21 protein-coding genes are annotated in these 22,490 nt (G+C 52.4%); 8 read left to right on the top strand and 13 right to left on the bottom strand.

The genetic code is table 11. The features are described 5' to 3' along the window. Positions 1-117: 117 nt before the first annotated feature. On the top strand, positions 118-510 hold the full coding sequence (locus tag R5L00_RS13610; protein ID WP_317652344.1) for a DUF5675 family protein: 393 nt from the start codon (positions 118-120) through the stop codon (positions 508-510). Between the two features lie 353 nt (positions 511-863). Here R5L00_RS13610 and R5L00_RS13605 read toward each other — a convergent pair whose 3' ends face one another. From R5L00_RS13605 to R5L00_RS13585, 5 genes are all read right to left on the bottom strand, one after another. After that, positions 864-1,532, bottom strand: a complete 669-nt coding sequence (locus R5L00_RS13605; RefSeq protein ID WP_317652343.1) for an MAE_28990/MAE_18760 family HEPN-like nuclease — start codon at positions 1,530-1,532, stop codon at positions 864-866. Continuing rightward, the gene (locus R5L00_RS13600) at positions 1,529-2,626 is read right to left on the bottom strand and encodes a DUF262 domain-containing protein (protein ID WP_317652342.1); all 1,098 of its coding nucleotides are present in this window, start codon (positions 2,624-2,626) and stop codon (positions 1,529-1,531) included. Before R5L00_RS13600 ends, R5L00_RS13605 begins: the two co-directional genes overlap by 4 nt. 226 nt (positions 2,627-2,852) lie before the next feature. After that, positions 2,853-3,566 carry a hypothetical protein gene (locus R5L00_RS13595; RefSeq protein WP_317652341.1) on the bottom strand — a complete coding sequence of 238 codons (714 nt, stop codon included), beginning with the start codon at positions 3,564-3,566 and terminating at the stop codon, positions 2,853-2,855. Between the two features lie 53 nt (positions 3,567-3,619). Continuing rightward, positions 3,620-4,294, bottom strand: a complete 675-nt coding sequence (locus R5L00_RS13590; RefSeq protein ID WP_317652340.1) for an SEFIR domain-containing protein — start codon at positions 4,292-4,294, stop codon at positions 3,620-3,622. Between the two features lie 433 nt (positions 4,295-4,727). Continuing rightward, positions 4,728-5,006, bottom strand: a complete 279-nt coding sequence (locus R5L00_RS13585) for a hypothetical protein (protein ID WP_317652339.1) — start codon at positions 5,004-5,006, stop codon at positions 4,728-4,730. A 793-nt stretch (positions 5,007-5,799) separates the two neighbouring features. Here R5L00_RS13585 and R5L00_RS13580 point away from each other — a divergent pair. Continuing rightward, positions 5,800-6,225, top strand: coding sequence for a hypothetical protein (locus tag R5L00_RS13580; RefSeq protein ID WP_317652338.1), 426 nt, complete (start codon positions 5,800-5,802; stop codon positions 6,223-6,225). A gap of 115 nt (positions 6,226-6,340) precedes the next feature. On the opposite strand, the gene R5L00_RS13575 is transcribed toward R5L00_RS13580, so the two are convergent. The 5 genes from R5L00_RS13575 to R5L00_RS13555 form a co-directional block, all read right to left on the bottom strand. Further along, complete coding sequence (locus R5L00_RS13575; protein ID WP_317652337.1) at positions 6,341-7,018, bottom strand: hypothetical protein; 678 nt, start codon at positions 7,016-7,018, stop codon at positions 6,341-6,343. 62 nt (positions 7,019-7,080) lie between these two features. Beyond that, positions 7,081-8,199 (bottom strand): NAD(P)-dependent alcohol dehydrogenase, encoded by a 1,119-nt coding sequence (locus R5L00_RS13570; RefSeq protein ID WP_317652336.1) that lies wholly within the window; start codon positions 8,197-8,199, stop codon positions 7,081-7,083. Between the two features lie 79 nt (positions 8,200-8,278). After that, entirely contained in the window at positions 8,279-9,826 is a 1,548-nt protein-coding gene (locus R5L00_RS13565; protein ID WP_317652335.1) for an FAD-binding oxidoreductase, read from the bottom strand. A gap of 15 nt (positions 9,827-9,841) precedes the next feature. Continuing rightward, positions 9,842-10,852 (bottom strand): hypothetical protein, encoded by a 1,011-nt coding sequence (locus R5L00_RS13560; RefSeq protein ID WP_317652334.1) that lies wholly within the window; start codon positions 10,850-10,852, stop codon positions 9,842-9,844. 39 nt (positions 10,853-10,891) lie between these two features. After that, positions 10,892-11,218, bottom strand: coding sequence for a cytochrome c (locus tag R5L00_RS13555; RefSeq protein WP_317652333.1), 327 nt, complete (start codon positions 11,216-11,218; stop codon positions 10,892-10,894). 377 nt (positions 11,219-11,595) lie between these two features. On the opposite strand from R5L00_RS13555, the gene R5L00_RS15955 reads away from it, so the two are divergent. Next, positions 11,596-11,703 carry a type II toxin-antitoxin system Phd/YefM family antitoxin gene (locus R5L00_RS15955; RefSeq protein ID WP_411555565.1) on the top strand — a complete coding sequence of 36 codons (108 nt, stop codon included), beginning with the start codon at positions 11,596-11,598 and terminating at the stop codon, positions 11,701-11,703. 168 nt (positions 11,704-11,871) lie between these two features. Here R5L00_RS15955 and R5L00_RS13550 read toward each other — a convergent pair whose 3' ends face one another. Next, positions 11,872-12,972 carry an ADP-ribosylglycohydrolase family protein gene (locus tag R5L00_RS13550; protein WP_317652332.1) on the bottom strand — a complete coding sequence of 367 codons (1,101 nt, stop codon included), beginning with the start codon at positions 12,970-12,972 and terminating at the stop codon, positions 11,872-11,874. Between the two features lie 1,362 nt (positions 12,973-14,334). Next, a complete protein-coding gene (locus R5L00_RS13545; protein ID WP_317652331.1) occupies positions 14,335-14,958 on the bottom strand; it encodes a MarC family protein in 624 nt (207 codons plus the stop codon). Between the two features lie 386 nt (positions 14,959-15,344). On the opposite strand from R5L00_RS13545, the gene R5L00_RS13540 reads away from it, so the two are divergent. Next, entirely contained in the window at positions 15,345-16,526 is a 1,182-nt protein-coding gene (locus R5L00_RS13540) for a papain-like cysteine protease family protein (protein ID WP_317652330.1), read from the top strand. Between the two features lie 99 nt (positions 16,527-16,625). On the opposite strand, the gene R5L00_RS13535 is transcribed toward R5L00_RS13540, so the two are convergent. Then, a complete protein-coding gene (locus tag R5L00_RS13535) occupies positions 16,626-17,210 on the bottom strand; it encodes a CHRD domain-containing protein (RefSeq protein WP_317652329.1) in 585 nt (194 codons plus the stop codon). A 459-nt stretch (positions 17,211-17,669) separates the two neighbouring features. On the opposite strand from R5L00_RS13535, the gene R5L00_RS13530 reads away from it, so the two are divergent. From R5L00_RS13530 to R5L00_RS13515, 4 genes are all read left to right on the top strand, one after another. Continuing rightward, positions 17,670-19,562 carry a Tar ligand binding domain-containing protein gene (locus tag R5L00_RS13530; RefSeq protein WP_107693237.1) on the top strand — a complete coding sequence of 631 codons (1,893 nt, stop codon included), beginning with the start codon at positions 17,670-17,672 and terminating at the stop codon, positions 19,560-19,562. 15 nt (positions 19,563-19,577) lie between these two features. Beyond that, on the top strand, positions 19,578-19,991 hold the full coding sequence (locus R5L00_RS13525) for a response regulator (RefSeq protein ID WP_107693238.1): 414 nt from the start codon (positions 19,578-19,580) through the stop codon (positions 19,989-19,991). 50 nt (positions 19,992-20,041) lie between these two features. After that, positions 20,042-21,748 carry an ATP-binding protein gene (locus R5L00_RS13520; RefSeq protein WP_317652326.1) on the top strand — a complete coding sequence of 569 codons (1,707 nt, stop codon included), beginning with the start codon at positions 20,042-20,044 and terminating at the stop codon, positions 21,746-21,748. Between the two features lie 87 nt (positions 21,749-21,835). Next, positions 21,836-22,459 carry a UdgX family uracil-DNA binding protein gene (locus tag R5L00_RS13515; protein ID WP_317652324.1) on the top strand — a complete coding sequence of 208 codons (624 nt, stop codon included), beginning with the start codon at positions 21,836-21,838 and terminating at the stop codon, positions 22,457-22,459. The last annotated feature ends 31 nt before the right edge of the window (positions 22,460-22,490 follow it).

Here is a 22,490-nt window from a genome sequence, read left to right as displayed (position 1 = left end):
ACTGTGAAATGGGGAGTTCTGTCGATAGTACAGTTAACAATTACATTGGCTTTATATTTTCATGTCCGCTATTTCACGGCGGCGGCCGACGGGTAAACAGTGTAAAAGGAGAGCGCAATGGAATTACGGCTCGACAGAACGGAGCTGCTGGAACACTGCACAATTGGTAAATTGTCTATAAATGGACAATTTGAATGCTATACATTGGAAGATAAAGTAAGGTCGGTAAAGATTGTGGGCGTAACGGCCATTCCATCGGGTACCTACGAGGTAGTGATTACGGATTCGGCCCGGTTTGGTCACCCGATGCCTCTTCTTTTGAACGTACCTGGCTTCGAAGGCGTCCGCATACACGCAGGCAATAAAGCTGAGGACACCGAGGGCTGCATACTGGTGGGTGACACAACGGGTGGAGACTCCATAAGCCAGAGCCGCCCAGCTTTTACTCGAATTTTTAGCAAATTGAAAACTGCGTCAGTAAACGAGAAGATATTCTTGGAGATAGGTTAATTATTGCACCGCGATGCTCAGTTTGGCCCATCAAAACGGGTAAAAAGACGGGTAAAAAGCAGTCCGTCAGAACCTTTCATCCCCTGCCATTGCGATGTTTAGAACTTTTTTAGATGCCGGCTCCGGGCACCAAATTCAAGCACTTATAATGTAGATTTTCTCGCAGACTTTTTCGATCCTGTGTTTTGGGGCACTTATGGGACACTGACCAACAAATTTGCATCTAAACCAGACAGCTGAGAACCTTGAACTGCGGCCGGGAAGATGGACCGCATTTCATGCTCCAATACCAGCACGTCACGGCGTTATTGATGTGACAAATTGCTTGGCGATTGCTCGGCACCTAAACTTCCTCAGTGATTTGGTAATTTGTATTTACCATTCTGAGCTGAGTCCAATAATTGCTCTTTTATTTTATCCATCAGTTCAATAATGTTATCGAACAACTCTTCAACATCATCTGACTTTACGTCGATAAATCGCCCATGCGCTATTGCGTTTCGCTTGCTTACGAGCTTCGTATCGATGAGCATCCGTTTCAGCTCATAGCCTTGCCATGACAACCCCAGAGACTCATAAATATCGCGAAAAACATCGAACCACAAATTGCTCTTGGTATCTACGCCGTTTTTATATGGTATGTAATCACGACGGTCTCCGTGCTCTCGATAAAAGGAAGCCATGAGCCGATCGGCCTCAGCTCCAGTAACGTCACTTTGAGAAACATGCCGACGTGCAGCCAACGCCAAAAACGGGGATAACATTTCTTTATTGGCAAGTCGCTGCAACGCAACAAATTCCAAATAGGCCCCACATGCTGCCTTCACGAACCCCTCCCAATGCGCATATAGCATCGTGATGCAAGGTCTTAAGAGAGAAAGATCGTCCTCCCTAGCTACCCCAATTTTCCCGATACCCAACAAGAGTTTTTTACGTAATATACTTAACTCTTTTAATCGCCACACTCTCTCAGCATCCAGCGCATCTTGAAGCTGTGACAACGTTCGAAGAGTCTTGCTCATTTTTTGAAGTGCTTTCGTCCGAGCTCAACTAAACGAGGAATCCGTATTTTAGCGTTTGATCCGGAACCAACGTTATTCAATAACAATGGCATAGACCACATCTCTTTGATTTTCTCCCTAACAAGCGCAATGTCATTATCGTCGTTCTCATTGTAGCTATCCAGGTTAAAACCTAGACCAACCGCAATGGGCTCAAACGCAGAATCGAGAAAGCGACCTTGGAACCTCAGGCCGTTATATTTACGGAATGTGGATTCGCCAGTTGCGTTAAATAACAGGGTAAAAAGCTTTTCAAAACGTATTTTTTCATCGCTTGTCGCAATGTTCTGCTCGACGAAAAGTTTTTCAATGCTCTCCGTCAAGTAATCAGAAACATCCCTGCCGCCTAACTCGCTCCGGGACAAAGCAAAGAACTTTAAGGCCAGTTCCACATCGTAGCGCTCATCAAGAGCCCGGTCGGTTAGTGAAAGACATTCTTCAAATTTATCGAAGTGGCTAACCGCTTCCAGCCATTCAAATGCCGCCGAATTCAACATCACCAGCAGGCAGTTTCTTACCTCTTGCTCTGACAAAAATGTTCCACCCGTATTCAACCGTTGAAACACCTCAAATTTAGCGTTCGCATCTGACTCCTTCTGGATAATTTCAACCTTGATTTTCGAACGCTTGAAATCAAGCTGAAGCGATTTTGGAAGCGGCTTTGTGTTTTGGCTTGATTCCTCCCAAGTGATACCGTCGAGGCTAGGAAGTAGTTTTGTTCCAATCAATTTGAGCGGTGGCAATACCGCCCCTTGAGTACCTTTTAGCTTTCCAACAAATTCAAGAATGGTGGATATTCTTTGTAAGCCATCAACCAACTCCCAAACACCGTCGCTCCTCTGATAGACGAAAATTGCGGGTGTGGGAATGCCCAACAGAAACGATTCCACCAAACGCGACTTTTGCCCCTGAGTCCATCGAAAAAATCTTTGGAAGTTTGGGTTGATGACCATTTCGTCGTTCTCGTAGAGATTTACGATTTCCCCGATGGACATTGGATACCCATCGGTTCTGAATTCTTTAACTCGAGCTTTTAGTTCTTCTAGAAGATCCATTTGGGCCGTTTAGTAGGATAAATACGTTTAATTACAAATAATATTAAAGCTCTGTTTAGCTTGTTAAAGTAAACGGAAGGGGGACACCTTATATCATGCGATACAGGAAGTTCGTATGGGATTTAAATCGGCCTAGCTATTGTGGGGAAACCAGGCGCTTAGGCTCAAGCACTCAGCCGGCATCTTTCGTCACGTTCAATGACTGCAGCGTTAGACTCGGCATTATTCATGGTGTCGTGGCGATTTCGTTAAATCCAAGGAGTCCAGAAGGACCAAAGGATGTGCCCTCCCATCTAGGGATGCGTTGACGTTCTGTACGGAATCCTTCCAAAAGCGGCAAAAGAGCATCCTTGGACTCCACTCCTAAGAGAATCTTTACTTTTTCGAAATAAATTCCTGACCTGGAGCGTGCGAATACTTCAAATGGTCCGGGGTGCTGACTGGCTACATACAAGAGAGTTTCTGGCCACCAATGCCACTGATCATTTGGCCTGTCAATGTTGCCACGCATGAAGAGAATAAAGTCCGCCTGCATTAGATACCGGAACTCGACTCCCGATCCTTTAGAGCGTTGTTCGAGTAGGTCGGCTCGAAGAGATAGTCGGCGTAGACCGAGTCTATTGTTTCTATACTCGAGCGATTTCACGTGTTGACCGAAGACCTCAAACGGGACCATCGGCTCCTTGCTGTACTTTGAGTAGCCGGATACGTAGTATCCGTTTGCCAGGAGAAAGTTCGCAGATTCGAATCTTTCAGCTCGAATTAATGTTGCTAAGGCGTAGAGGAATAGTTCGTGAACAATAAATTTGAAATTATCAACATCCCATTCTCTATAGCAGCCAGCGTTCTGCTGCTGCTCGAGGTAGGGAATGAGGCGTTCAAAGAAGCGGTGAATCGCTGTACGAGTTTCGTATGAATCTCGGTATAGAGCAATATTCACGAATAACTCAATAGCTTCGTTTCTATACGGTAAGAATGTCTCAATGTTTTGAATTACCTCGTCGTCAAACGGATCAATTGATGCGTCGTTCGGAATTTCTCTAACTCGTTCGCAAGCGTTGTCAGATACTCGATCGTTACGGCGTCGGAGTTGCCACGCCCGTTTTTGATTGCGTCAAGTGCACGCTTCTGACGCGACGAAGTACCTAATGAAACCTGTCGCTGTTCCTCAGAGAGAAAACCTGGTTTTTGACCGAGACCAGGCTTTCTGTAAAGCGGTTGCTCATACACCCAGCGAATCAGCTTCTCAAAGTTTTCGCCCGCGGTACCAGCATCACTGAAGTCGATGTAAATGCGAGAACGGTAATAGGCTGGGAGACATGCCTTTCCTTCGTCATCTCGCTCCTTGACGACTGCGACAAATTTATCTTGCGCTTGGCTACTATAGATTTCCGGTGAGATGATCTGGGTTTCGGTTCCGACTCCACCGCTTCTGCCATCGGCCTTCTGAACATAAACCTTGTCACAGATGAGTGCCACCTTTTTTATTTCTGGGTCGGAAACCATACGTTCCATGAAGACATGGGCGTCGTGGCCTTCTTTGAGATCCCACTTGTCGAGGATCACATCGATACCAGACTCTCGCAAATCAGTAGCAAGCTGAACGACCCAAGCTTCATGATCTTGGCTCGTCCAACTATAGGAAATGAAGAGCTTTGGATTGCACACCTTAACGTCCTCTTTGTCTTTTTTTTACAAGGCGACCGTTTCTCCCCAACCACAACTCGGCCTCTGGACTTCGCTTCCATCTCTATGGGGTAAGCGATCAACAAACTCAGATCTTCCATTTTGCCTTCTCACCCATTACCTCCTCAAGGAATTGTCACCACGGTCTCCATCGAACTTAAGAAACATACCGAGCTTCGGAAGATGGAATCCTAATTCGCTACACTGGCGATTCTTACAACAGTCGGTTTATCTCTGCGGCAATCCGGCATCCTATTATTCATAGCGATATTTTTCTAACTGTTTTTTTGATGTTTGCCATCAGTTATTGCTTGAAAGCCGCCTATTCTCCCCGAACAAATCTTGGCTTTATGAAAGTCTTTAAATTTTCTGCTACCCGCCAAACACAATACAAAAATCTTTTATTTTTGCATACTCATGACAAATACGCTGCTCCCAATCCACCTTCTTCGGATGTACTTCGAGCGGCAGTAATAGTCCTGTAGAAAGTGCTATTGACTTGAACATATCCGGTAACGGCCGCAACGTACTTGGCTGAAGCAGGGTTATATGAGAAAAGGATCATTTTTGTTACCGCCATGCCCGTGAAAGATAACGGTAACCGTAACTTCTGCTTATTTAACAGCGGTAAAAATCTTTTTTTAGAATAGCCCCATGAATGCCCCATTACCGCATCTGCCACGTTATTTATCATTGCTATCACTGAATATTTTACGAAGCACTCGAGGGATTTAATATCCCTTGTTGCTAGTTATTGGCTTCGGATGGTGTTTGGGATATTTCTTAGCGGGGCAGCAATGGGCAAATATTGAGAAATGTATTTCGGGGAACGGCAGGACTGCGTACCGGGTAAAGGTGAGACTAAAAGGTTTCCCTATTCAATTCACGAACTTCGAGCGGCTGACGGATACCAGGAAATGGGCACAGGATACCGAATCGGCAATTCGCAGTAGCCGCCACTTTAAAACTTCCGAGGCGAAACGCCATACACTGGCCGAATTGGTAGATCGCTCCGTAAAAACGGTTACTTGGTGGAGATGGGCACGAAGGCAACTGATCTGGAATGGGATTTAGGCAGCAGGCCTGTACTTTCTCCCCCGGTTCCCTTGCTTGGCTGATCTCTGCTAGCGCTTGAGAAAGCACCAGTGCTGTGGCTTTCCCTGATCAACCCGCTTCGGCGGTTTTTTATTGCCTGCGGAGAAGTGGTCGCTAAGGCCAAGGCGTCAGATAAATACAAGGGACAAAAACCAATTTACGGGTATGAGTCACAAGGTTTGATACTTTCGGCATATATAAGTGGACAAAGTAAAGAACCTTTGCTAAGCTGTACTTATGTGGACAGTGCAAATCAGGTTTACGTAGGCAGCACATTGTTATGTTTTTATTCCTAATAGTTTTCCCTAGCAAAAACCAAGGTTTCCCCAATATACTGATTCCATTAGCTGGATTAGGATGAAACTACCTATCCCCTTTGAATCATTGCAATCATGAAAAAAAATTTAGCGAATCTTATGGCAGCGTTATCAATGGCAGGCCTGCTCGCTTCGCTGAGTCCTTTTGTGATGGCATCCGAGCCTGTTGAGGCTGCCGTGATCCGTGTGGCAGCCGAGGGGGCGACTACGCAAGGCGATCATGACGCCTTGGCAAAGCTATATGAAGACGCCGCAACAGAATTGCAGGCAAAGGTAGCGGAAAAAAAGGAGCTGCTCGAACACTATGAGGATAAAAGCTATCTTTATGGCAGGCGGGCTCAGGATCTGCAATCGCATACACATGCATTAATCCGCAATTACGAGAAGTCTGTCAGGAAAAATCTGCAGGCCGCCGCGATGCACCGGCAGATCGCTGGAAGGCTCAAAGAAAACCATGCCTCCGCAGAAGCCAGCATGCCTGAGGCGCTGAGTGGACTATAAGAGAGTCTGATAGATCCAGTAAGTTCCGGCTGACACAGCCTGCCAACACACATCTTAATCGCCACACTAGAGGAACCATGAACGTAGACGACATTTCTAAAAGTGCGAAGACTGGCTAACCTCGGAATACGATATCGAATTCCGCGACCATGAAATCGGGGTCCTCCCGGGACGGGCTCAGCTTTACAGTCAGTGCTTCCGGATTAAGGACGCTCTGCAGAAATCGGTCCTTTGAGATATACGGATCTCCCTCGAAATACATCTGCGAAATCAACTCGTCGCGTTTGCCTCTCACATCGAAGTGAATATGAGCTGGCCGAATCATGCCTGGTGCAGCGGGGTAATGAAGCGGCTTTATAGTTTTGAACTGATAGCGGCCATCGGCGCCGGTAGTGACTGCCCCGAAACCCTCAAAGTTGGGATCGAGCGGCGCTGGGTTCGTGTCATCAGGATGAGCGTAGCGTCCTGCGGAATTGGCCTGCCAGATTTCGACATCGGCTCCCGCAACCGGTCTCCCGTGGGGGTCGATCACGCGGCCCCTGACAATGAGAAGCTCTCCCTTGGCGCGTTCCGAGCCTCCCGGGACCCGGGTTAGGTCCCCGCTGCGATTGGGCTTGCTCATGATAGGATAAAATGGACCCAGGATCTGGTCTTGTGTCCGCCTTAGCGTCATCTGGGCAAGAACAGAACTTATGGGGGCGAGCATACCGGCAGCGAGTAGAGCTGCTGAGGCTTTCAGAACGGTGCGCCGACCAGGTGTTGTCCGCCTTGGCGTTGGCGTGTCAAACTTCATAATATTCCTCAAGGATATCTGATTAAATTGGCATACTCCTGATGGGAGGCCCGCATGCTGAATCATCCCTCACTGGCGGCCAGACGGATGACAGGCTTGATAGTGACGCCCTTCTCGCTGTCTTCTGCTGCCTGGTTGATCTGGTCGAGCGTATAGAATTTCACCAGCTTGTCGAAAGGAAACCTTCCCTGCATATAAAGCTCGACCAACGCCGGAATGAAAAGATCCGGCTTGCTTTCACCTTCTATAATGCCAATGATGCGCTTGCCAGCCGTCATCACATCATTGACGTCGAAACTCGCCTCGGTGCCCAGGGCGGGCGCGCCAACTATGCCGCAGGTCCCGCCGATCGATAGCGCATCAATCGCCTGGCGAAGAATTGCGGGCCTGCCGCTCGACTCGAGCGTGAAATCGGCCCCTCCGTCCGTAATTTCACGCACCGCTGTTACCGGGTCAGTTTCGCGGCTGTTCACGGTATGAGTGGCGCCGAGTTCCTTCGCAAGCTCCAGGCGGGACGGAACTACGTCGGAGACAATAATTGTCGTTGCACCCGCCACATGTGCCGCCATGACTGCGCTCAATCCAACCGCCCCACCGCCGAAGGTTGCGAAACTGCTGCCGGGCGCGACTTTAAGCGCGTTGATGACCGCTCCGGCCCCGGTCTGGATGCCGCAGCCCAGCGGACCCAGCAACTCGAGGGGCGCATCGCGCGGCACCCTGATGACGTTCCGCTCGTGCACCAGCGCCAAGGTCCCGAAAGACGATTGCCCGAAGAAATGGTCGTGAATTGGCCTTCCCCCAGCTTCGCAAGTGGCTGTGCTCCCGTCCTCCCGCGCGCCGCCAAAATTGAGCGGGTAAAAATTCTCACAATAGGTTAGGTCTCCCCGCAGGCAGGGTTTGCAGTGCCCGCACCACATATAGGTCAGCACCACGTGGTCTCCTGCCTTGACCTTTTTCACACTGCCGCCCACCTCTTCAACCACGCCCGCGCCTTCATGCCCGAGCACGATCGGTAGCGGCACATCGTAGAGCTGGTCGCGCGCAACCATATCGGTATGGCACATGCCCGTCGCCACTACCCGCACCAGCACCTCGTCCGGCCTCGGCTCATCCAGGAACAGTTTCTCGACCCGGAAAGGGCCGCCCTTCTGACGTATCGTTGCCCCCGTGATCTCTCTCATCCCTGGTCTCCGATATGCCTCATTCGGTTAACTTCGAAAAAGATTTTAGGCAGCATGGGACAATCCGCATGCGGCTCGGCTAAAGCCGGATGCCCGATTTGCCCGGCGCAAGAATCCCGTTTGGATCAAGCGCTTTCTTTAGAATTTTGTTGACGTTGCGCTGCACCGGGCCGTATGTATCGGCCACCTTATCCATGAATGCCGTGTTGACGCGGTAGATTCCATATCCCTGTGCCGAAAACGTCGTCAGCAGCTCATCGAAGCACTCGTGCGCTGCCTTCATCTGCTCCGGGTTTGCCTTGTCGTACAAGACATCGACGACATGATGCATGTCGCGCATGCCGACAATGAATTCCCCGGAATAATCCAGCCCATGCTTGGCAAGAATTTGTTTGGTCAGAGTCATCTGTTTGAGCGTCTCGCTCCCGCGAGCCTGCGATACGGGCGCGAACCACATTGAGCCGCCGCCGCCGCGCCAGTTGTAGAGGGAAAATTCCTTGAGCGTCATTTCTCCGCTCATGAGCTTGGCCCGGTATTCAAACGCGGCGTCGCCTGCCGCTTCCTTCTCAGTCAATATCTTCGCCTTGCCGGATTTGCCAAACGCCTGTGTTACGATCTTCCAGTTCACGTCAATCTGTTCCTGTGTCCCATAGAGGGCCGCATAGACGTTCCAGATTCCAAGATTGTGATCTTTCGTAATTTTACGAACAGCTTCATCCGGGATCGCTCCAGGTCGGGTTACATAGTCGCCGCGCCGCGCTTTGGTCGGGGCTTCGTACAATGCATGGGCGATGACCACAGCATTGGGAATAACACCATTGATACGCAGCGGACGAATTGTTTCCACAATCTCCACGATATCCTGCTCATCCTGGTACTGAACGACGAACGGCTTGAAAACCGGCGGCGCGGGCATGAGCCAGAAACCGAATTTGGTGACGATTCCATAGTTGGACTGGGTAAAAATTCCATCAAGATAGGGACCGTATCCCCATTTGAAAACCTGCCAGGTATTTGAGTTTGGCAGCGAGCCCATCCCGGTACGCAACACTTCGCCATTCGCCAGCACTACCTCCATTCCGCAGGCAAACATGAAATGCTCTCCATAGGGGGTATATCCGACTCCCCGGTCCAGCGTATTGCCTACCGGACCGGCAATGGCCGAGGGCGCTGGCATGGAAAGCCATAAGCCCAGCTTGTGCTCGGCGATATAGTCGTAGAGCTGTTTATAAGTGACGCCCGGTTCAACCAGGGCATAGGCCAGGTCCTTGTCGACTTCAAGAATACGATTCATGCGCTTGAGATCAAGCACCACCTGTCCGCGTTCGGCCGGTGCCGCTGAACCGTAACCCAAGTTCTTGCCGGTTGAGATGGGCCAGACAGGTACTTTGTACTTGTTGCAAATGCCCACGATCTTCTGGATCTGCTCCACCGTTGTGGCCATTATTGCCGCAGAAGGAGTGTGCCGCGAGTCCGGGACCGGCATCATGGTTTTGATGTAGGGGGCGAGTAGCTCAGCGGATACGAGCACAGCAGAATCTCCCAGTACGGCGCGAAAGGCGCTGATGGCGGCATCGAAAGTCTGTTCGGACACGCCGTGGGGCAACGCAATATATTTACTGGCCATTATTTGCTCCCCTGGCTAAATGTCTATTACGAATGAGGTGAACCGGCCTGCCTTGTCGGGCCTGCCACGCTTGACTCCGCCTGATTGGTATACATGGGCGCGCGCGGAGCAGGATTCATGACCCGCTTCGGCGCCTAGCGCGGCAGCCACTACTGCATACCCTACCGCTTCCACCCACCCGCTGGCATGCGGCTCATCGTTCTCGAAGGCGCTCCTTCGCTTTCCGGAGGCTGCTGTTTCGAGCCCTGGTTCCTGATTAACCGGAATCCATGCAGGGGTCGTGTCCCAGCCCAGCAATTGGCAGCCATCCGTTGGCGACACGCCAGCGCAACAAAGATAGGCCGGGTCGTGTCCGGATGCGGCGCCCTCGAGTCGCCAGGCTAGAAACCCGGGAGGAAATTTATTGACCGTGCCCCGCTCTTCCGCCCCCTGAGTGGAAAAGAAATTCTCCACGATGGAAAAGCTGCGCTGGCTTTGGACGAGCCGCGCGGCGAGGATGCCGCCTGCGGCATGCGAAGGGGATGCGGCGGCCCAAACGTGCCTGAGTCCGGAAACGCGCGCCGCGCTCCCACGTACCAAAGCCTCGCCCGAAGAAGCATGAGAACCCAACGAAACCAAACCGCCGCCCGCGTTACGCACCAGTTCGGTGAAGACCGCGGCGCTGCCATCATCCATGACTGCGATCCATCGGGTATCGCGGAACGTCTCAAGCAAGTAGGCAACTTTCTCGTATTCGTTCAGCAATCCGTCGTTAAGCTTCATCACCTCCAGCCCACTTTGTGCGCCTCTTGCATCGGTTGCGGAAGTGGCATCGTGCCCTGTAGCGGCTCGGCGGGCGTTCGCGGCAAAGGCGGTGCGAGCTCCAGCTGCGAATTCGGCGTCAGCCGCCCCGCTCCCAAGCAACAGTCGCAGTCTTCCCGGCTTGCCCGAGGGAGCGGCCGCCGTTGTTATCGGCGAGATGCCCAGCGTCAGCAGCGTGCTTCCCATCAATGCGCCTTTCATGAGATTACGTCGATACACATCCATGAGCTACTCTCCCCCGTTTGACTTCCCTTGGCAGCCTTTTCAGTTCGCCGAGATGTATTCGGCCAATTTTGTCAAAGAATCGTCGTCAATTTCTGCCGCGCGAAAAGATGGCATTGCCCGGTTTCCATTTCGTACAATAGTGCGGATGTAAACGGGAGGAAGCGCACGCCCGCGAATGGCTGGCCCAACGCCCTGCTCGTGGCAATATGCACAGACCTTGGCATAGACTTCGGGCCCGTCTTTCCACACGAATGCCCCACTGGGAGCAGGAGGAGCTGCAAATGAGGTTTTTGTCACGATTGCTGAAGCAATCGCTAACGCCATCATAAAACTACTCGCCACGGCTGCAAGCGCAGTTTTCCTCATATCGCTGTCCTCCGGACGGGTGAAGAATAGTGCGTGAATATATTATTCAAGGAATGGAAGTCTATGTCTTATATCCATCGCTATCCGCACGCTTACATTGCAAGGGCGACATGACATCGGTCCAGAGCCTGCAAACCCGGTACTTAACGATCCCTCTCGCGTGCCCCTCGCACCAACCGATCGTCTCGCGGACGGATTTCTCGGCAGATACTCTACCTCCTGCGATTCCAATATAGCTAAGGCGAAAGATAAAGTATAGAAAGCTTATCGATGCTCCAGTTTAAATGCCTTAAAGTTAAGCTAGCTTCATAGTCCAGCTTAATGGGGGAAAGAATGCGTGAGATCGGTGCTTCGAAGCCAAGAACAAACCTGGCGCCTTGCTCGACTGGATCGAGAATGGGGAAGAAGTTCTCATCACCCGGCATGGGAAAGCTGCAGCCCGCCTTATCCCCAATCCCACTAGTCCGATACCGGCAAGGCAATAGCGGTTGCACAGCATTTACGGGCTCAATCACTTAAAGGCAAGTCTTTCAACTGGCAGCTCTCGTTTCAGTGTAGCAAAAGGAAGTCCTTATACACTTCTCAATCTAGCGGAGCCATTCGAGTCGCGCTCCTGGCATACCCCTCTGATCGTTTTCCGGGCTACCAGGCTTTTACTCTCCCCGGCGGGCTGCCGGTGTGCCTACTTTCACCGCCAAGTCCATCGCAAGCTGTTTGAGCGTTTCGCCTTCTTCCAGTCCATCAAGGAAGCGTTGGGGAATGCCAGACAGCCCGGTTTGGGCTCCGGCTAACGCTCCGGTCAGAATGGCGCGAGCCTGGTTTTGCCCTCCGCCATTCAGGGCGTGCAGCACAGCCGATTCAAAGTCGTGAGGGAAGCGGGCAGCCAAATAGTATGCTGCGGGAAGCTGGTGGTAGATGGCGCAGGGCATGCCGTATACGAGGGACACTTTCCACGCTGGCTCTATCCTGATAGCGGGATCTGCCGCGGCAGTGGAAACATACGATGGCGTCAGCAGCGCGTCAGGTGATGCGAACCTTCCTGCACGGGGAGGATCCGGATCGCCGGGGCGGGGTGGCTGTAGATCGGAGTGAGTCACCGCGTGAAAAGGCAGTTGGCCCGTCTTCACCAATTGCATCATGGTACTGGAGAGGTTCTTGTCGAGCTTGTGCCCCTGGACCAGGAGGCCGAGCACGGCCCCGTACGCAACCGTCATCGATAGCACGACATCGTCGATTTGGGTAAGGCGAGCATTATCGGAAATAGCGGTGGCCAGTTCGTGCGGTTGCATCGCATAGCGAACCGCCAGGGCAAGCGTTCGTTCGATGGCTTCGGTAGTATCGGCATTGCCGCCAGTTTGTCCCCAGGGTAGTCCCTCCTGGACGCGCTTGCGCCAAGCGTTGCGGATGGATTGGCTGGTGTATCCGCCGGGTCCGTTCGCCGGAGTACCGTCAAGCAAGGGAAACAGCTCTTCGTCCATTCGCCTGCAGAAATCCGCTTCGTCATAACCACCTCGCTCGACGAGCGAGCGGAGCATGAGCCTGAGAATAATGCCTGCCTGCGACAACTGGCCTGCTTTCAGCCCTTCATGGTAGCGGCCGGGCTTGGGATCAGTATAAGTCGTGATCCAGTCACCGTAGTCGCGGTGAAGCTCCTCGAGGTCATAGTACCAGTGAGGTCCAACTCCAAGGGCGTCTCCGATAAAGGCGCCCATGATCGCGCCGGCGGCTCGATCTTGAATGGTGGGTTCAGCCATGGTTCTGATCCTCCTGTGGTTAAACTGGATTTCGGAACAAATAGGTGGAAACGTACGTTTGGGCCGGACTGCACACGTCCACTCCCAGTGGAGATGCTATCGCGAATAGACTACTAGCGGCGAACGCTCTTCAATCGCTTCGCTCCCTGCTACTGGCGGTTAAAATACGCGTATTGCGCAATACCCGGTCCGTATTTTCTTCATCGGCTCTCAAGCCCTGGGCCCATGCACGGGAAGCCATGTCCCCCGCTACACTAGGAAATGGAGCGACATCCGCTTTCCCAAGTGAACAGGGATCTACGCGATTTACGACGGCATAATAAAATATATCTTCGAGCGCTTCTGTGCGAGATTCGGGATAGTCCGGCTTGGACGCGAATAGAACATGGAAAATGAGAAAGTGCTCCCCCGAGCAAAGCCGGCATCCGCAGCACATGACAGTGGTGCGCGACGTTCTCAACGATGCGCGCTATGCGCCGTGACGAGACGAGGCGCTCCAGCGCGGCTATGCTTCAGTGATTTCGCTGCCCTGTTCGCGTGGACGGGACGGTGACGGGCGCACTGACGATATACGCGGCGAAACCGGACGCGTTCGACGACGAGGAACGGCGGCTACTCGTCGAAACCGCTGCCGGGCCGAGGCTTTGGCATCTCCTCACTACGGGTGAGTCAGAAGGCGGGGGAGGCCGATGACTATCTGGCGCAATGGCCAGCTACGACGAGCTGACCGGTCTGCCGAACCCGTGCGGCTGCGCGAGCTTCTCGCCCCGACGATCGTCAACTGCGGCAGAGAGAATAGGCCGTTCGCACTGCTAACTGAGCATTGGACGATTCACGATTTCTCACGAACGTCACCGATCAGACCGGTTAAAAAGGATTTCCCGAGAATAAAAAATGCATGTGAAAATTTTTGTAGTTGTATTTTTGATTATTTCGTGGTTAGCCAGCTGTGCGACTAATCCCTCTTCGAGCCGGTCAGGACAAAATGACGAATGTGCTTTAGCAGGGAGGGCGTTCTACTACTCCTGCATCAGTCGGAGATAGTTCAGGAAGTTTGCCCTGTGTCATTAATACCTTTCGCGCTGCCAGAGGCACCAGAAGAACGATCGAGCTAACGGCGGCAAGGCTGTAAAAACAGACTCTGGTGACATGAGGTCTGGAAGCATGGAAACGGAAAAACAGAAACAGGATTTTACGTATTTCTGTAAATACGAAGGGGTGAGGTCAAGCTTGGGAGGACCGAATTCTGCGCGGAAGCTCATACCGCTGTCGACAGCGTAACAATTCATTTTTTAGCAATAGCAAATTTCCGTTCTCGCCACTTCTTGGTCATCCAATCTTTCTCTTATAAGAATTTTTACACTAGGCTGGAGCAAGCATCGGAAACAGTGCACGTAACCCAGTGGCCATCATTTCTACGGCTATCGCCGCAAGGATAAATCCTCCGACGCGCTGTACTACATCCATAGTGGATTGCCGAATCTTCTTTTCCGCCTGACTAGCCATGTAAAAAGTTATCCAGCATACGATACCTACGATAAGGATAGGCACCACCACATGAATCAAATCGACATAGGTCTGCCATGCGCTGTTTCCCATGACATAGCTGAATGCGGCCGGCCCGGCCAGCAGTGGTACAGCTAAAGGGACGATTGCCGCTTCTCGAACCCCATCTTCATTAGCGATACTGGGCGATCCCTTGAAGGTTGATTCCTTCCCAAGAACCATTGCTATTGTCAGCAATAGGACAATAACTCCTCCGCCAACTTGCATCGCTCCCAGCGATATGCCGAGCAATCCTAAAATAGGCATCCCCAGAAATGTCGCCACCAGCAACGCCACCGTGACGCTCAACCCAATAGTCCTGGCGAAGCGGCCCTTGCTGCGTAGATCAAAACCCTCCGTAGCGGCGAGAAAGACGGGGATCATGGAAACAGGCCCCATCAGCACGAACAGCGTGATGGTTTTCTTGAGAGTTAAAGCCAAGATTGAAAGCATCATCTAGCGTGAATGGGTGAAATATTGTGCGCCCATACGGACGCAGAATTGGTGCTTATCTTCTCAAAGTAGACGCTCAACATTTAATAATAACGACACCAGTAGAGGTGACCACTACCACATGTTAAGCAGAAAACGGAGCAGAAAGTTCGTTCAGCTCGGTATCAAATTGTTTTCAAGCATGTTAAAAACAGGTTTTTCAACAGAATTGACAGATAGGCAAGCTTGAACTTTCCGAAGCCGAGATTCGGAACATGTTTACCACCCCAATTCAAAACCCGTCAAACTTGTGTTTCATGCTCATTAAGCTATAAAGAAAATACGCGATTGTACTGAGGCCAGAACAAGATCAACAGCCTGAAGAGGAAAGACCGATGAACCTGTCTGAATACATCCACGCTACAAGCCGCCCCTACAGCTCTCTCTTGAAAGAACTTACCATCTGGGGAAAGCTTTTCTCGTCAAAACAGCTCGCGTTCAACATGCAGACGCAGACTGAGTCCAACTGGTGTTGGGCTGCAGCGTCAACGAGCGTATCTCATTTCTATTGGTGGTGGAGCACGTGGACTCAATGCCGGGTGGCGAACGGAGAGCTTGGTCATAGCGATTGCTGCAATAGCCCTGTCCCAGCCCCATGTAATGTCCCTTGGTATCTCGACAGAGCCCTCACGCGTACCAATAACTTCGTAAGCATGCTGGGGCAAGGAAGCTTTCAGCAGGTAAGAGCTGAAATTGATGCAGGCAGGCCCGTGGGCGCGAGAATTGGCTGGAACGGCGGCGGAGGCCATTTCATGGTGATTCACGGTTACAGCCGCATTCTCGATCTGGAATACTTCGATATCGACGACCCCATATATGGCAAGAGTCATATGACGGCATCGGATTTTGCCAACAACTACCAGGGAAGCGGAACCTGGACGCATACCTATTTCACCAAGAGCTATTTTAAAATGCCGATAAAATATCTGATCCCGGTAGAGCCAATTCTTCGCCGTATCTGGGAAGCCCGTCCGCTATTGCAGTTGAAACAGGGAAAAATTTCGGCGTCGGAATCGGCCGAAGCGCGGGCAAGTCGAGACGCGGCCGATGAAGAACGCGCGGCGTTGGGTATGGCTCATCGCGTGTATTCGCTAGGGCTGGACTCATTACTAGGACAACGGGAAGCGGCCCCGGATCCTGTGGCGCTACGGGTTTTTGAAACTGTGGAAGGCACGCCTCAAGCCTTTTATGATGTCACTGAAGAAGCAGAACCTCGCGTTCTGCAAATGTCGGCAGCAGAGCGGCGGCTGGATTTGTTTTCCCGAGGGCTATCCGAAGTTCTTGCCACAATCGGCAAAGGGGATCAGCAGGCTGAGCTACGGGTATTTCAGGTGCCGGCACTTAATTTCGAGGCGTTATGGATTAGTTATGAAGGCGAAGGACAGGATGTGCTCATTCCATTGCATACAGTAGGCCGACTGCCACAATACAAGCCGGTGCTCTGGAACGAAGCTTTGGACGCGTTACGGGAAGCCGCCCGGCCGTTAGCCGATATGGATGATACGATGGGAGCTTGACAGGTTGCCGCGAACGGATACATATCCAAAGCAAGCATCCTGAAAAACAAAGGGGGCGAAAAAGACGCTCCCTTTGCTGTATAGAAATTCAACTGATATTCAAACTCTGCGGCGACGCGCCAGGATGCTGATGATTCCAAGCCCGGCAAGCAGCATCGCGTAGCTTTCGGGTTCGGGCACCAGCGTCAGGAAGCCGCGAATCTCGCCGGCTTGGAACGTGCTGGAGTGGATGTTCGCGTAAGCGCTGCCACTATTTAGCCCCGCCACCAGCGCATCGAATGCGCCAGACGCAGTGCCCCCATGGTCGGTTATGAATGCCTGGTTGTAGCTGGACGGGTTCGTCATGTCAAACGTGTGATCATAAACGCCTGACGTCGTGCCCGTGGGGAAACCGGTAAATGTGGGCGTCGTGGTTGCGACCCCCACGTTCCCGGAAAGAGGCGTCGCTGTGCAACAATGGATATGGGAAGCCGTGTTTTCTGCTACCAGGCCGCTAAACGTTTCCTGAACCCGCATCGTGAAGTTCGCGGTATCGACCGTGACGGTTGCGGTACCGGTTGCTGGAGATTGATTCGCCGGTTCTTCCGCAGATCCGCTTAGTACGGCTGTGTATACTGACTGAGCGGCCGCTGGCAGAGCGAGCGCCGCAAATAGAAATCCTGCGACCAAAGAACTGTATTTCATGATTATCCTCCTTTATATTTAGGAACTGCCGGGACAGCAGTGTTCCACTAACGAGTCATCGATGAATTATTAACAGGACTCAATACAGGATAGTACAAATCTGAGGCGGTTTTTCAATAGACCATTTGGACAAAGCGGGCAACCCCGGCTGCCGCTACGCTGCGAGTATGATTCAGGCTCATTAACGGCTTCAAAAGCGCGGCTCCAGCAGCGGGGCTTCGCCGGCGCTGGCTCCATGAGTTCTCCAAAGCATATCCCCTGGACTCCGCAAAAATGCCATCTCTCGTGCGGTCTCTCGGACTGCCGTGTGGTAATAACCGCGTTCTTATTTATTGTGTGCGATTGAAATTATGTCAAAGAATCCTTTTTCAGTTCTGCTCGCAGGGGTAATATTGGCAATGATGAGCCTCACGGAGTGAAACTACCACAAAATGGAGTTGGAAATTTTCCCACGCGTGTATGTTTAAAAACCTGACCATCCGAACCCGGCTCGTTTTCATCCTGTCTATCCTGGTTGCTTTTCTGCTGGGTAGCCAGATGCTCGGTCTCTTCGGGATGAGCAATGCTATCGGTGGGCTGGAAACCGTCTACCACGATCGCGCGATTCCGCTCAAACAGGTGGGGTATATCGAATCGCTCCTGCTGCAAAACCGCTTGGCTATAACATCTGCCTTGCTTTTGCCGACCCCCGAGATCGTTGAAGAGAAAACGGCTCTCGTAGAGAAGAACATTGAAAGAATAAACCGAACGTGGGAACGGTACATGCTCACCCACCTAACCGACGAGGAGCGAAAGCTGGCTTTGAAGTTTCAAGCCGACCGTGAGATCTTTCTTCATGAGGGGATAGTTCCAGCAGCTGTCGCTCTACGGGCAAATAAAATCGGAGAAGCACACCGGCTTCTAGTTGAAAAAATTCGGCCGCTGTATAGGCCGGTCGGCGCAAGTATCGAAGCACTCGTCATGCTACAGCTCGATGAGGCTGGGCGCGAATACAACCGGGAACAGAACCGTTACTCGACTATTACCAATATTCTCGTTGCTTCAATAATCATTGCACTGCTACTGACTGTGCTGATAAGCCGGGTATTCACCCGCGCCATTTCCAAGCCGCTGGAGAATGTCGTGAAGATCGCACGAGCGGTTGCAGCCGGGAATCTGACTCAAGAAATCGACGTTCGCTCGAACGACGAAGTCGGCCAGCTTATGCAAGCCCTCAAGGAAATGCGGGACAGCCTGGTGGATACCATCGGCCAGGTCCGCGCAAGCGAGGCGCACACCCGTGCCTTGCTGAACAATATGATCGACGGCATTGCGTCGGTAAATCAATATGGCGTGATTAAAACGTTTAATCCCGCAGCGGAGCTGATTTTTGGCTATACGGCAAAGGAAATCATGGGGCAAAATATCAGCCTGCTCCTTCCCCAGCAGGAACACAGCCAGGACGGGGATGCTGAACATCTCAAAGCTTTCCTGGCGAGGCGGTCGAGAGCATTCGGCGCCCCCTCGGAAGTGGCCGGGCAGCGCAAGAATGGCGCCACGTTCCCCCTCGATCTCGCCGTGGTCGAAATGCACGCCGAGGAAGCTCACATGTTTGTCATCATCATGCGCGACATCAGCCAGCGCAAGCTCGCAGAAGAACAAAAAGCGCGTTTGATGAACGAACTGGAAAGCGCTAACGAAGAGTTGAAAAGCTTTGCCTACGTGGTGTCACATGACCTGAAGGCGCCCCTCCGCGCTATTGGCGCATTGGCCGACTGGCTTGCGACGGATTATGCGGATAAATTGGATGACCAGGGCAAGGAACACCTCCGTCTCCTTGTCAGCAGGGTTCACCGCATGGGAAATCTCATCGACGGTATTTTGCAATATTCCCGCGTGGGGCGAGTTAAAGAAGCGCCGGTGGCAATGGACGTGGGACGCGTGATTCGTGAGGTAATCGAACTCATCGCTCCACCGGAGAATGTTACCATAGAGATTGAAGCGCCCATGCCCACCATAGTAGCGGAGCCGACTCGTGTTCAGCAGATATTCCAGAATCTGCTTTCGAATGCCATAAAATATATGGACAAGCCTAGGGGCGAAATTCGCATCGCTTGCAACGACGAGGGCAACCAGTGGAAATTCAGCGTTAGTGATAATGGGCCTGGGATCGAGTCACGCCATTACGACAAGATTTTCCAGCTATTTCAGACGCTGGCGCCTCGTGATCGAATCGAAAGTACCGGGGTTGGGCTGGCTTTAGTTAAAAAAATCGTGGAAATTTACGGCGGCCGGATCTGGCTCGAATCCCGGCCGGGGGAAGGCAGCACGTTTTTCTTCACCCTGCCTAAAACCGCACCAATTCCAATCTAATATAGGAAAAGCGAAGTGAAAATAACCAACAAGCCCATTCTCCTGGTGGAAGATGATCAAGTGGATACCATGACCGTAATTCGCGCGCTCAAGGAGATTCACGTAACGAACCCGCTGGTGAACGTCGAAAACGGCGAGGAGGCGCTAGCCTACCTGCGGGATCGGGAAAGCGAAAAACCATGCATTATTTTGCTTGATCTCAACATGCCTATCATGAACGGAATCGAGTTCCTCCACGTGGTTAAACAGGATGAGCAATTCAGGCGCATTCCGGTAGTTGTGCTGACCACGTCCGAAGAGCAGCAGGACAAGTTGAACAGTTTCAACATGGGGGTAGCGGGCTATATGGCAAAGCCCGTCGATTACCGGCAATTCGTCGAAGTGATGCGTTCAATCGATGCTTATTGGACCATCAGCGAAATGCCATAACGAAAATTCCGCGGGGGACGATCTGATTTTCGCTATAGCAAATTTTTTCCATGACTAAGCCGCTGATCCGTGTACTTTTGGTCGAGGACGACGCGGTAGATCGCATGGCTTGCCGGAGAGTGCTTGCTCGGGATCCGGACTATGAATTCGTGCTTTCCGAAGCCGAATCCGGTCACGAGGGGTTGCAACTCGCCCATGAGCAAAGGCCGGACTGCGTCCTGCTCGACTATCACCTGCCGGACTTGAACGGTCTCGAGTTCCTGGCCGCGCTCGCTGACGACACGGGCGATATTTCCATTCCCGTTATGATGCTGACCGGAACGGACAACGCCACAATCGCTGTGGAAGCGATGAAGCGAGGGGCACGCGATTATCTGATCAAGGACATGGAGCAGCAATATCTGGAATTGCTGCCCGCCGTCATCCAGCGCGTGCTGGGAGAACGGAAGGTCCTGCTCGAAAAAAAAAATGCAGAAGAGAAACTCGCGCAGGCCGAGGCTAAATACCGCTCTTTGGTCGAAACCATACCGGCCATCGTATATATCGCCGCGCTTGATGGTACCAATCGGTTCCTCTACGTCAGCTCCCGCATCGAAACCCTCGGGTTTCCTTCGGAAAAATGGCTCGACAATCCGGATATCCTGCTTGCGCAAACTCACTCGGACGACAGGGAACGCACGCTTGAGGAGCGGGCGAAGAGCCAGGAAACAGGCGCTCCGTTGCGCTGTGAATACCGTCTGCTTACAGCCGACGGAAAAGTCCTTTGGTTTCGAGACGAAGCCAGCGTAGTGCGGGACGAATCGGGACGTTCGCTGTTTCTCCAGGGTATCCTCGTGGACATCACCGAAAGCAAGCAATCTGAAGAGGAACTGCGGCAACACCGCTATCGCCTCGAGGAACTGGTGGCGCGACGTACGGATGAGCTGGCGAAGTTGAATGACGAACTGCGATGCGATATCGCCGAACGCAAGCTGATCGAAGCGGAGCTGACCAAAGCCAAAACCGAAGCGGAAAAAGCAAATCTCGCGAAATCCGAGTTTCTTTCCAGCATGAGCCATGAATTGCGTTCCCCGCTCAATGTCATGCTTGGGTTCGCTCAGTTGCTCGAGTCAAGCTCGCCGCCGCCGACCTTCAACCAGATGACCATGCTCAAGGAGATTAACTCCGCGGGATGGTATTTGCTGGAGCTGATCAACAAGATACTCGATCTCGCCACGATCGAATCGGGCAAGCTGGTGGTTTCGCCTGAACCGATGTCCATGACCGATGTCATGCTCGAATGCAGGACCATGATCGAGCCGCAAGCACAAGAACGCGGCATAAAGCTGATCTTTCCGCCACTGGATGTGCATCGATTTGTCAGGGCCGACCGTACCCGGGTTAAGCAGGTGCTGATCAACCTCTTGTCGAATGCCATCAAATATAACCGTGAGGGTGGCACAGTCGAAGTGAGTTGTCAGGGTGGGACGGACCGCGTCCGTATAAGCATACGGGATACGGGGCCTGGCCTTACGCCGGACAAGATGACGCAGCTTTTTCAACAGTTCAATCGGCTCGGGCAAGAGAGCGGCTCCGTTGAAGGCACAGGCATTGGACTGGTCGTGACCAAACAGCTGGTCGAATTGATGGGGGGCCAGATAGGTGTGGAAAGTACTGTCGGCACCGGTAGCGTATTCTGGTTCGAACTGATCTCGGAGAGCCCCCCCCAGGTCGCCACGGGCGAAAGCAAAATCGAAAAGTTGACTGCGAAGCGGTAAGCAGTTCCTGATCCTTGCGCCGGGTCGGCTAGCTTGGACGCCAGTCGCCCACGCCTCTGCCCCGCTGAGCTGGAAGGCTCAACCGACATGAAAGCTACATCCGGATCTTCCCCCGCAGACCGTGCCGGGAATACGATTGAAGCGTTGCGAGACGCCGCGATGGATTGCCAGGCTTGCCCGCTGTGGGAGCATGCCACTCAGACGGTCTTCGGCGAAGGGCCTTCCCGCGCGCCAGTGATGCTTGTAGGCGAACAGCCTGGGGACCAGGAAGATGTCACAGGGCGCCCATTCGTCGGCCCCGCCGGTCAACTTCTGACTCGAGCGCTGACGGAGGCTGGCATTCCGCGCGAACGTGTTTATATAACCAATGCGGTAAAACATTTTAAGTTCGAGCTTCGCGGCAAGCGCCGAATGCACAAGAAACCAGTGGATGCGGAAATCGCCGCCTGCCATGGCTGGCTGAAAAGGGAAATCGAGCTGGTTACCCCGCGCCTCATCGTAGCCATGGGGGCGACGGCGGTACGTTCAGTGCTTGGCCGCCCTGCCCCCATCATGGCTAGCCGGGGAAAAGTGACTGAATATGCGCCGGGCGTATCATTGCTGATTACCGTGCATCCATCATTCCTGTTGCGCGTGCCTGAGCAGGACAAAGACGACGAATACGAACGCTTTCTTGACGACCTCAAGCTCGCAAGGCCCTTCTTGCGGTGACGTTGTTCCATGCGGATACCCAGTTGCTTGC

Source organism: Nitrosospira sp. Is2, assembly GCF_033095785.1.
Lineage (GTDB): Bacteria > Pseudomonadota > Gammaproteobacteria > Burkholderiales > Nitrosomonadaceae > Nitrosospira.
The sequence above is the reverse complement of the archived record's forward strand: the minus strand, read 5'-3'. Positions and strand labels throughout refer to the sequence as shown.

What these genes read in the sequence shown, in the direction of transcription:
- R5L00_RS13610 (WP_317652344.1), top strand. Translation starts at nt 118, where the DNA reads ATGGAATTACGGCTCGACAGAACGGAGCTGCTGGAACACTGCACAATT.
- R5L00_RS13605 (WP_317652343.1), bottom strand. Translation starts at nt 1,532, where the DNA reads ATGAGCAAGACTCTTCGAACGTTGTCACAGCTTCAAGATGCGCTGGAT.
- R5L00_RS13600 (WP_317652342.1), bottom strand. Translation starts at nt 2,626, where the DNA reads ATGGATCTTCTAGAAGAACTAAAAGCTCGAGTTAAAGAATTCAGAACC.
- R5L00_RS13585 (WP_317652339.1), bottom strand. Translation starts at nt 5,006, where the DNA reads ATGATAAATAACGTGGCAGATGCGGTAATGGGGCATTCATGGGGCTAT.
- R5L00_RS13580 (WP_317652338.1), top strand. Translation starts at nt 5,800, where the DNA reads ATGAAAAAAAATTTAGCGAATCTTATGGCAGCGTTATCAATGGCAGGC.
- R5L00_RS13575 (WP_317652337.1), bottom strand. Translation starts at nt 7,018, where the DNA reads ATGAAGTTTGACACGCCAACGCCAAGGCGGACAACACCTGGTCGGCGC.
- R5L00_RS13570 (WP_317652336.1), bottom strand. Translation starts at nt 8,199, where the DNA reads ATGAGAGAGATCACGGGGGCAACGATACGTCAGAAGGGCGGCCCTTTC.
- R5L00_RS13565 (WP_317652335.1), bottom strand. Translation starts at nt 9,826, where the DNA reads ATGGCCAGTAAATATATTGCGTTGCCCCACGGCGTGTCCGAACAGACT.
- R5L00_RS13560 (WP_317652334.1), bottom strand. Translation starts at nt 10,852, where the DNA reads ATGGATGTGTATCGACGTAATCTCATGAAAGGCGCATTGATGGGAAGC.
- R5L00_RS13555 (WP_317652333.1), bottom strand. Translation starts at nt 11,218, where the DNA reads ATGAGGAAAACTGCGCTTGCAGCCGTGGCGAGTAGTTTTATGATGGCG.
- R5L00_RS13550 (WP_317652332.1), bottom strand. Translation starts at nt 12,972, where the DNA reads ATGGCTGAACCCACCATTCAAGATCGAGCCGCCGGCGCGATCATGGGC.
- R5L00_RS13540 (WP_317652330.1), top strand. Translation starts at nt 15,345, where the DNA reads ATGAACCTGTCTGAATACATCCACGCTACAAGCCGCCCCTACAGCTCT.
- R5L00_RS13535 (WP_317652329.1), bottom strand. Translation starts at nt 17,210, where the DNA reads ATGAAATACAGTTCTTTGGTCGCAGGATTTCTATTTGCGGCGCTCGCT.
- R5L00_RS13530 (WP_107693237.1), top strand. Translation starts at nt 17,670, where the DNA reads ATGTTTAAAAACCTGACCATCCGAACCCGGCTCGTTTTCATCCTGTCT.
- R5L00_RS13520 (WP_317652326.1), top strand. Translation starts at nt 20,042, where the DNA reads ATGACTAAGCCGCTGATCCGTGTACTTTTGGTCGAGGACGACGCGGTA.
- R5L00_RS13515 (WP_317652324.1), top strand. Translation starts at nt 21,836, where the DNA reads ATGAAAGCTACATCCGGATCTTCCCCCGCAGACCGTGCCGGGAATACG.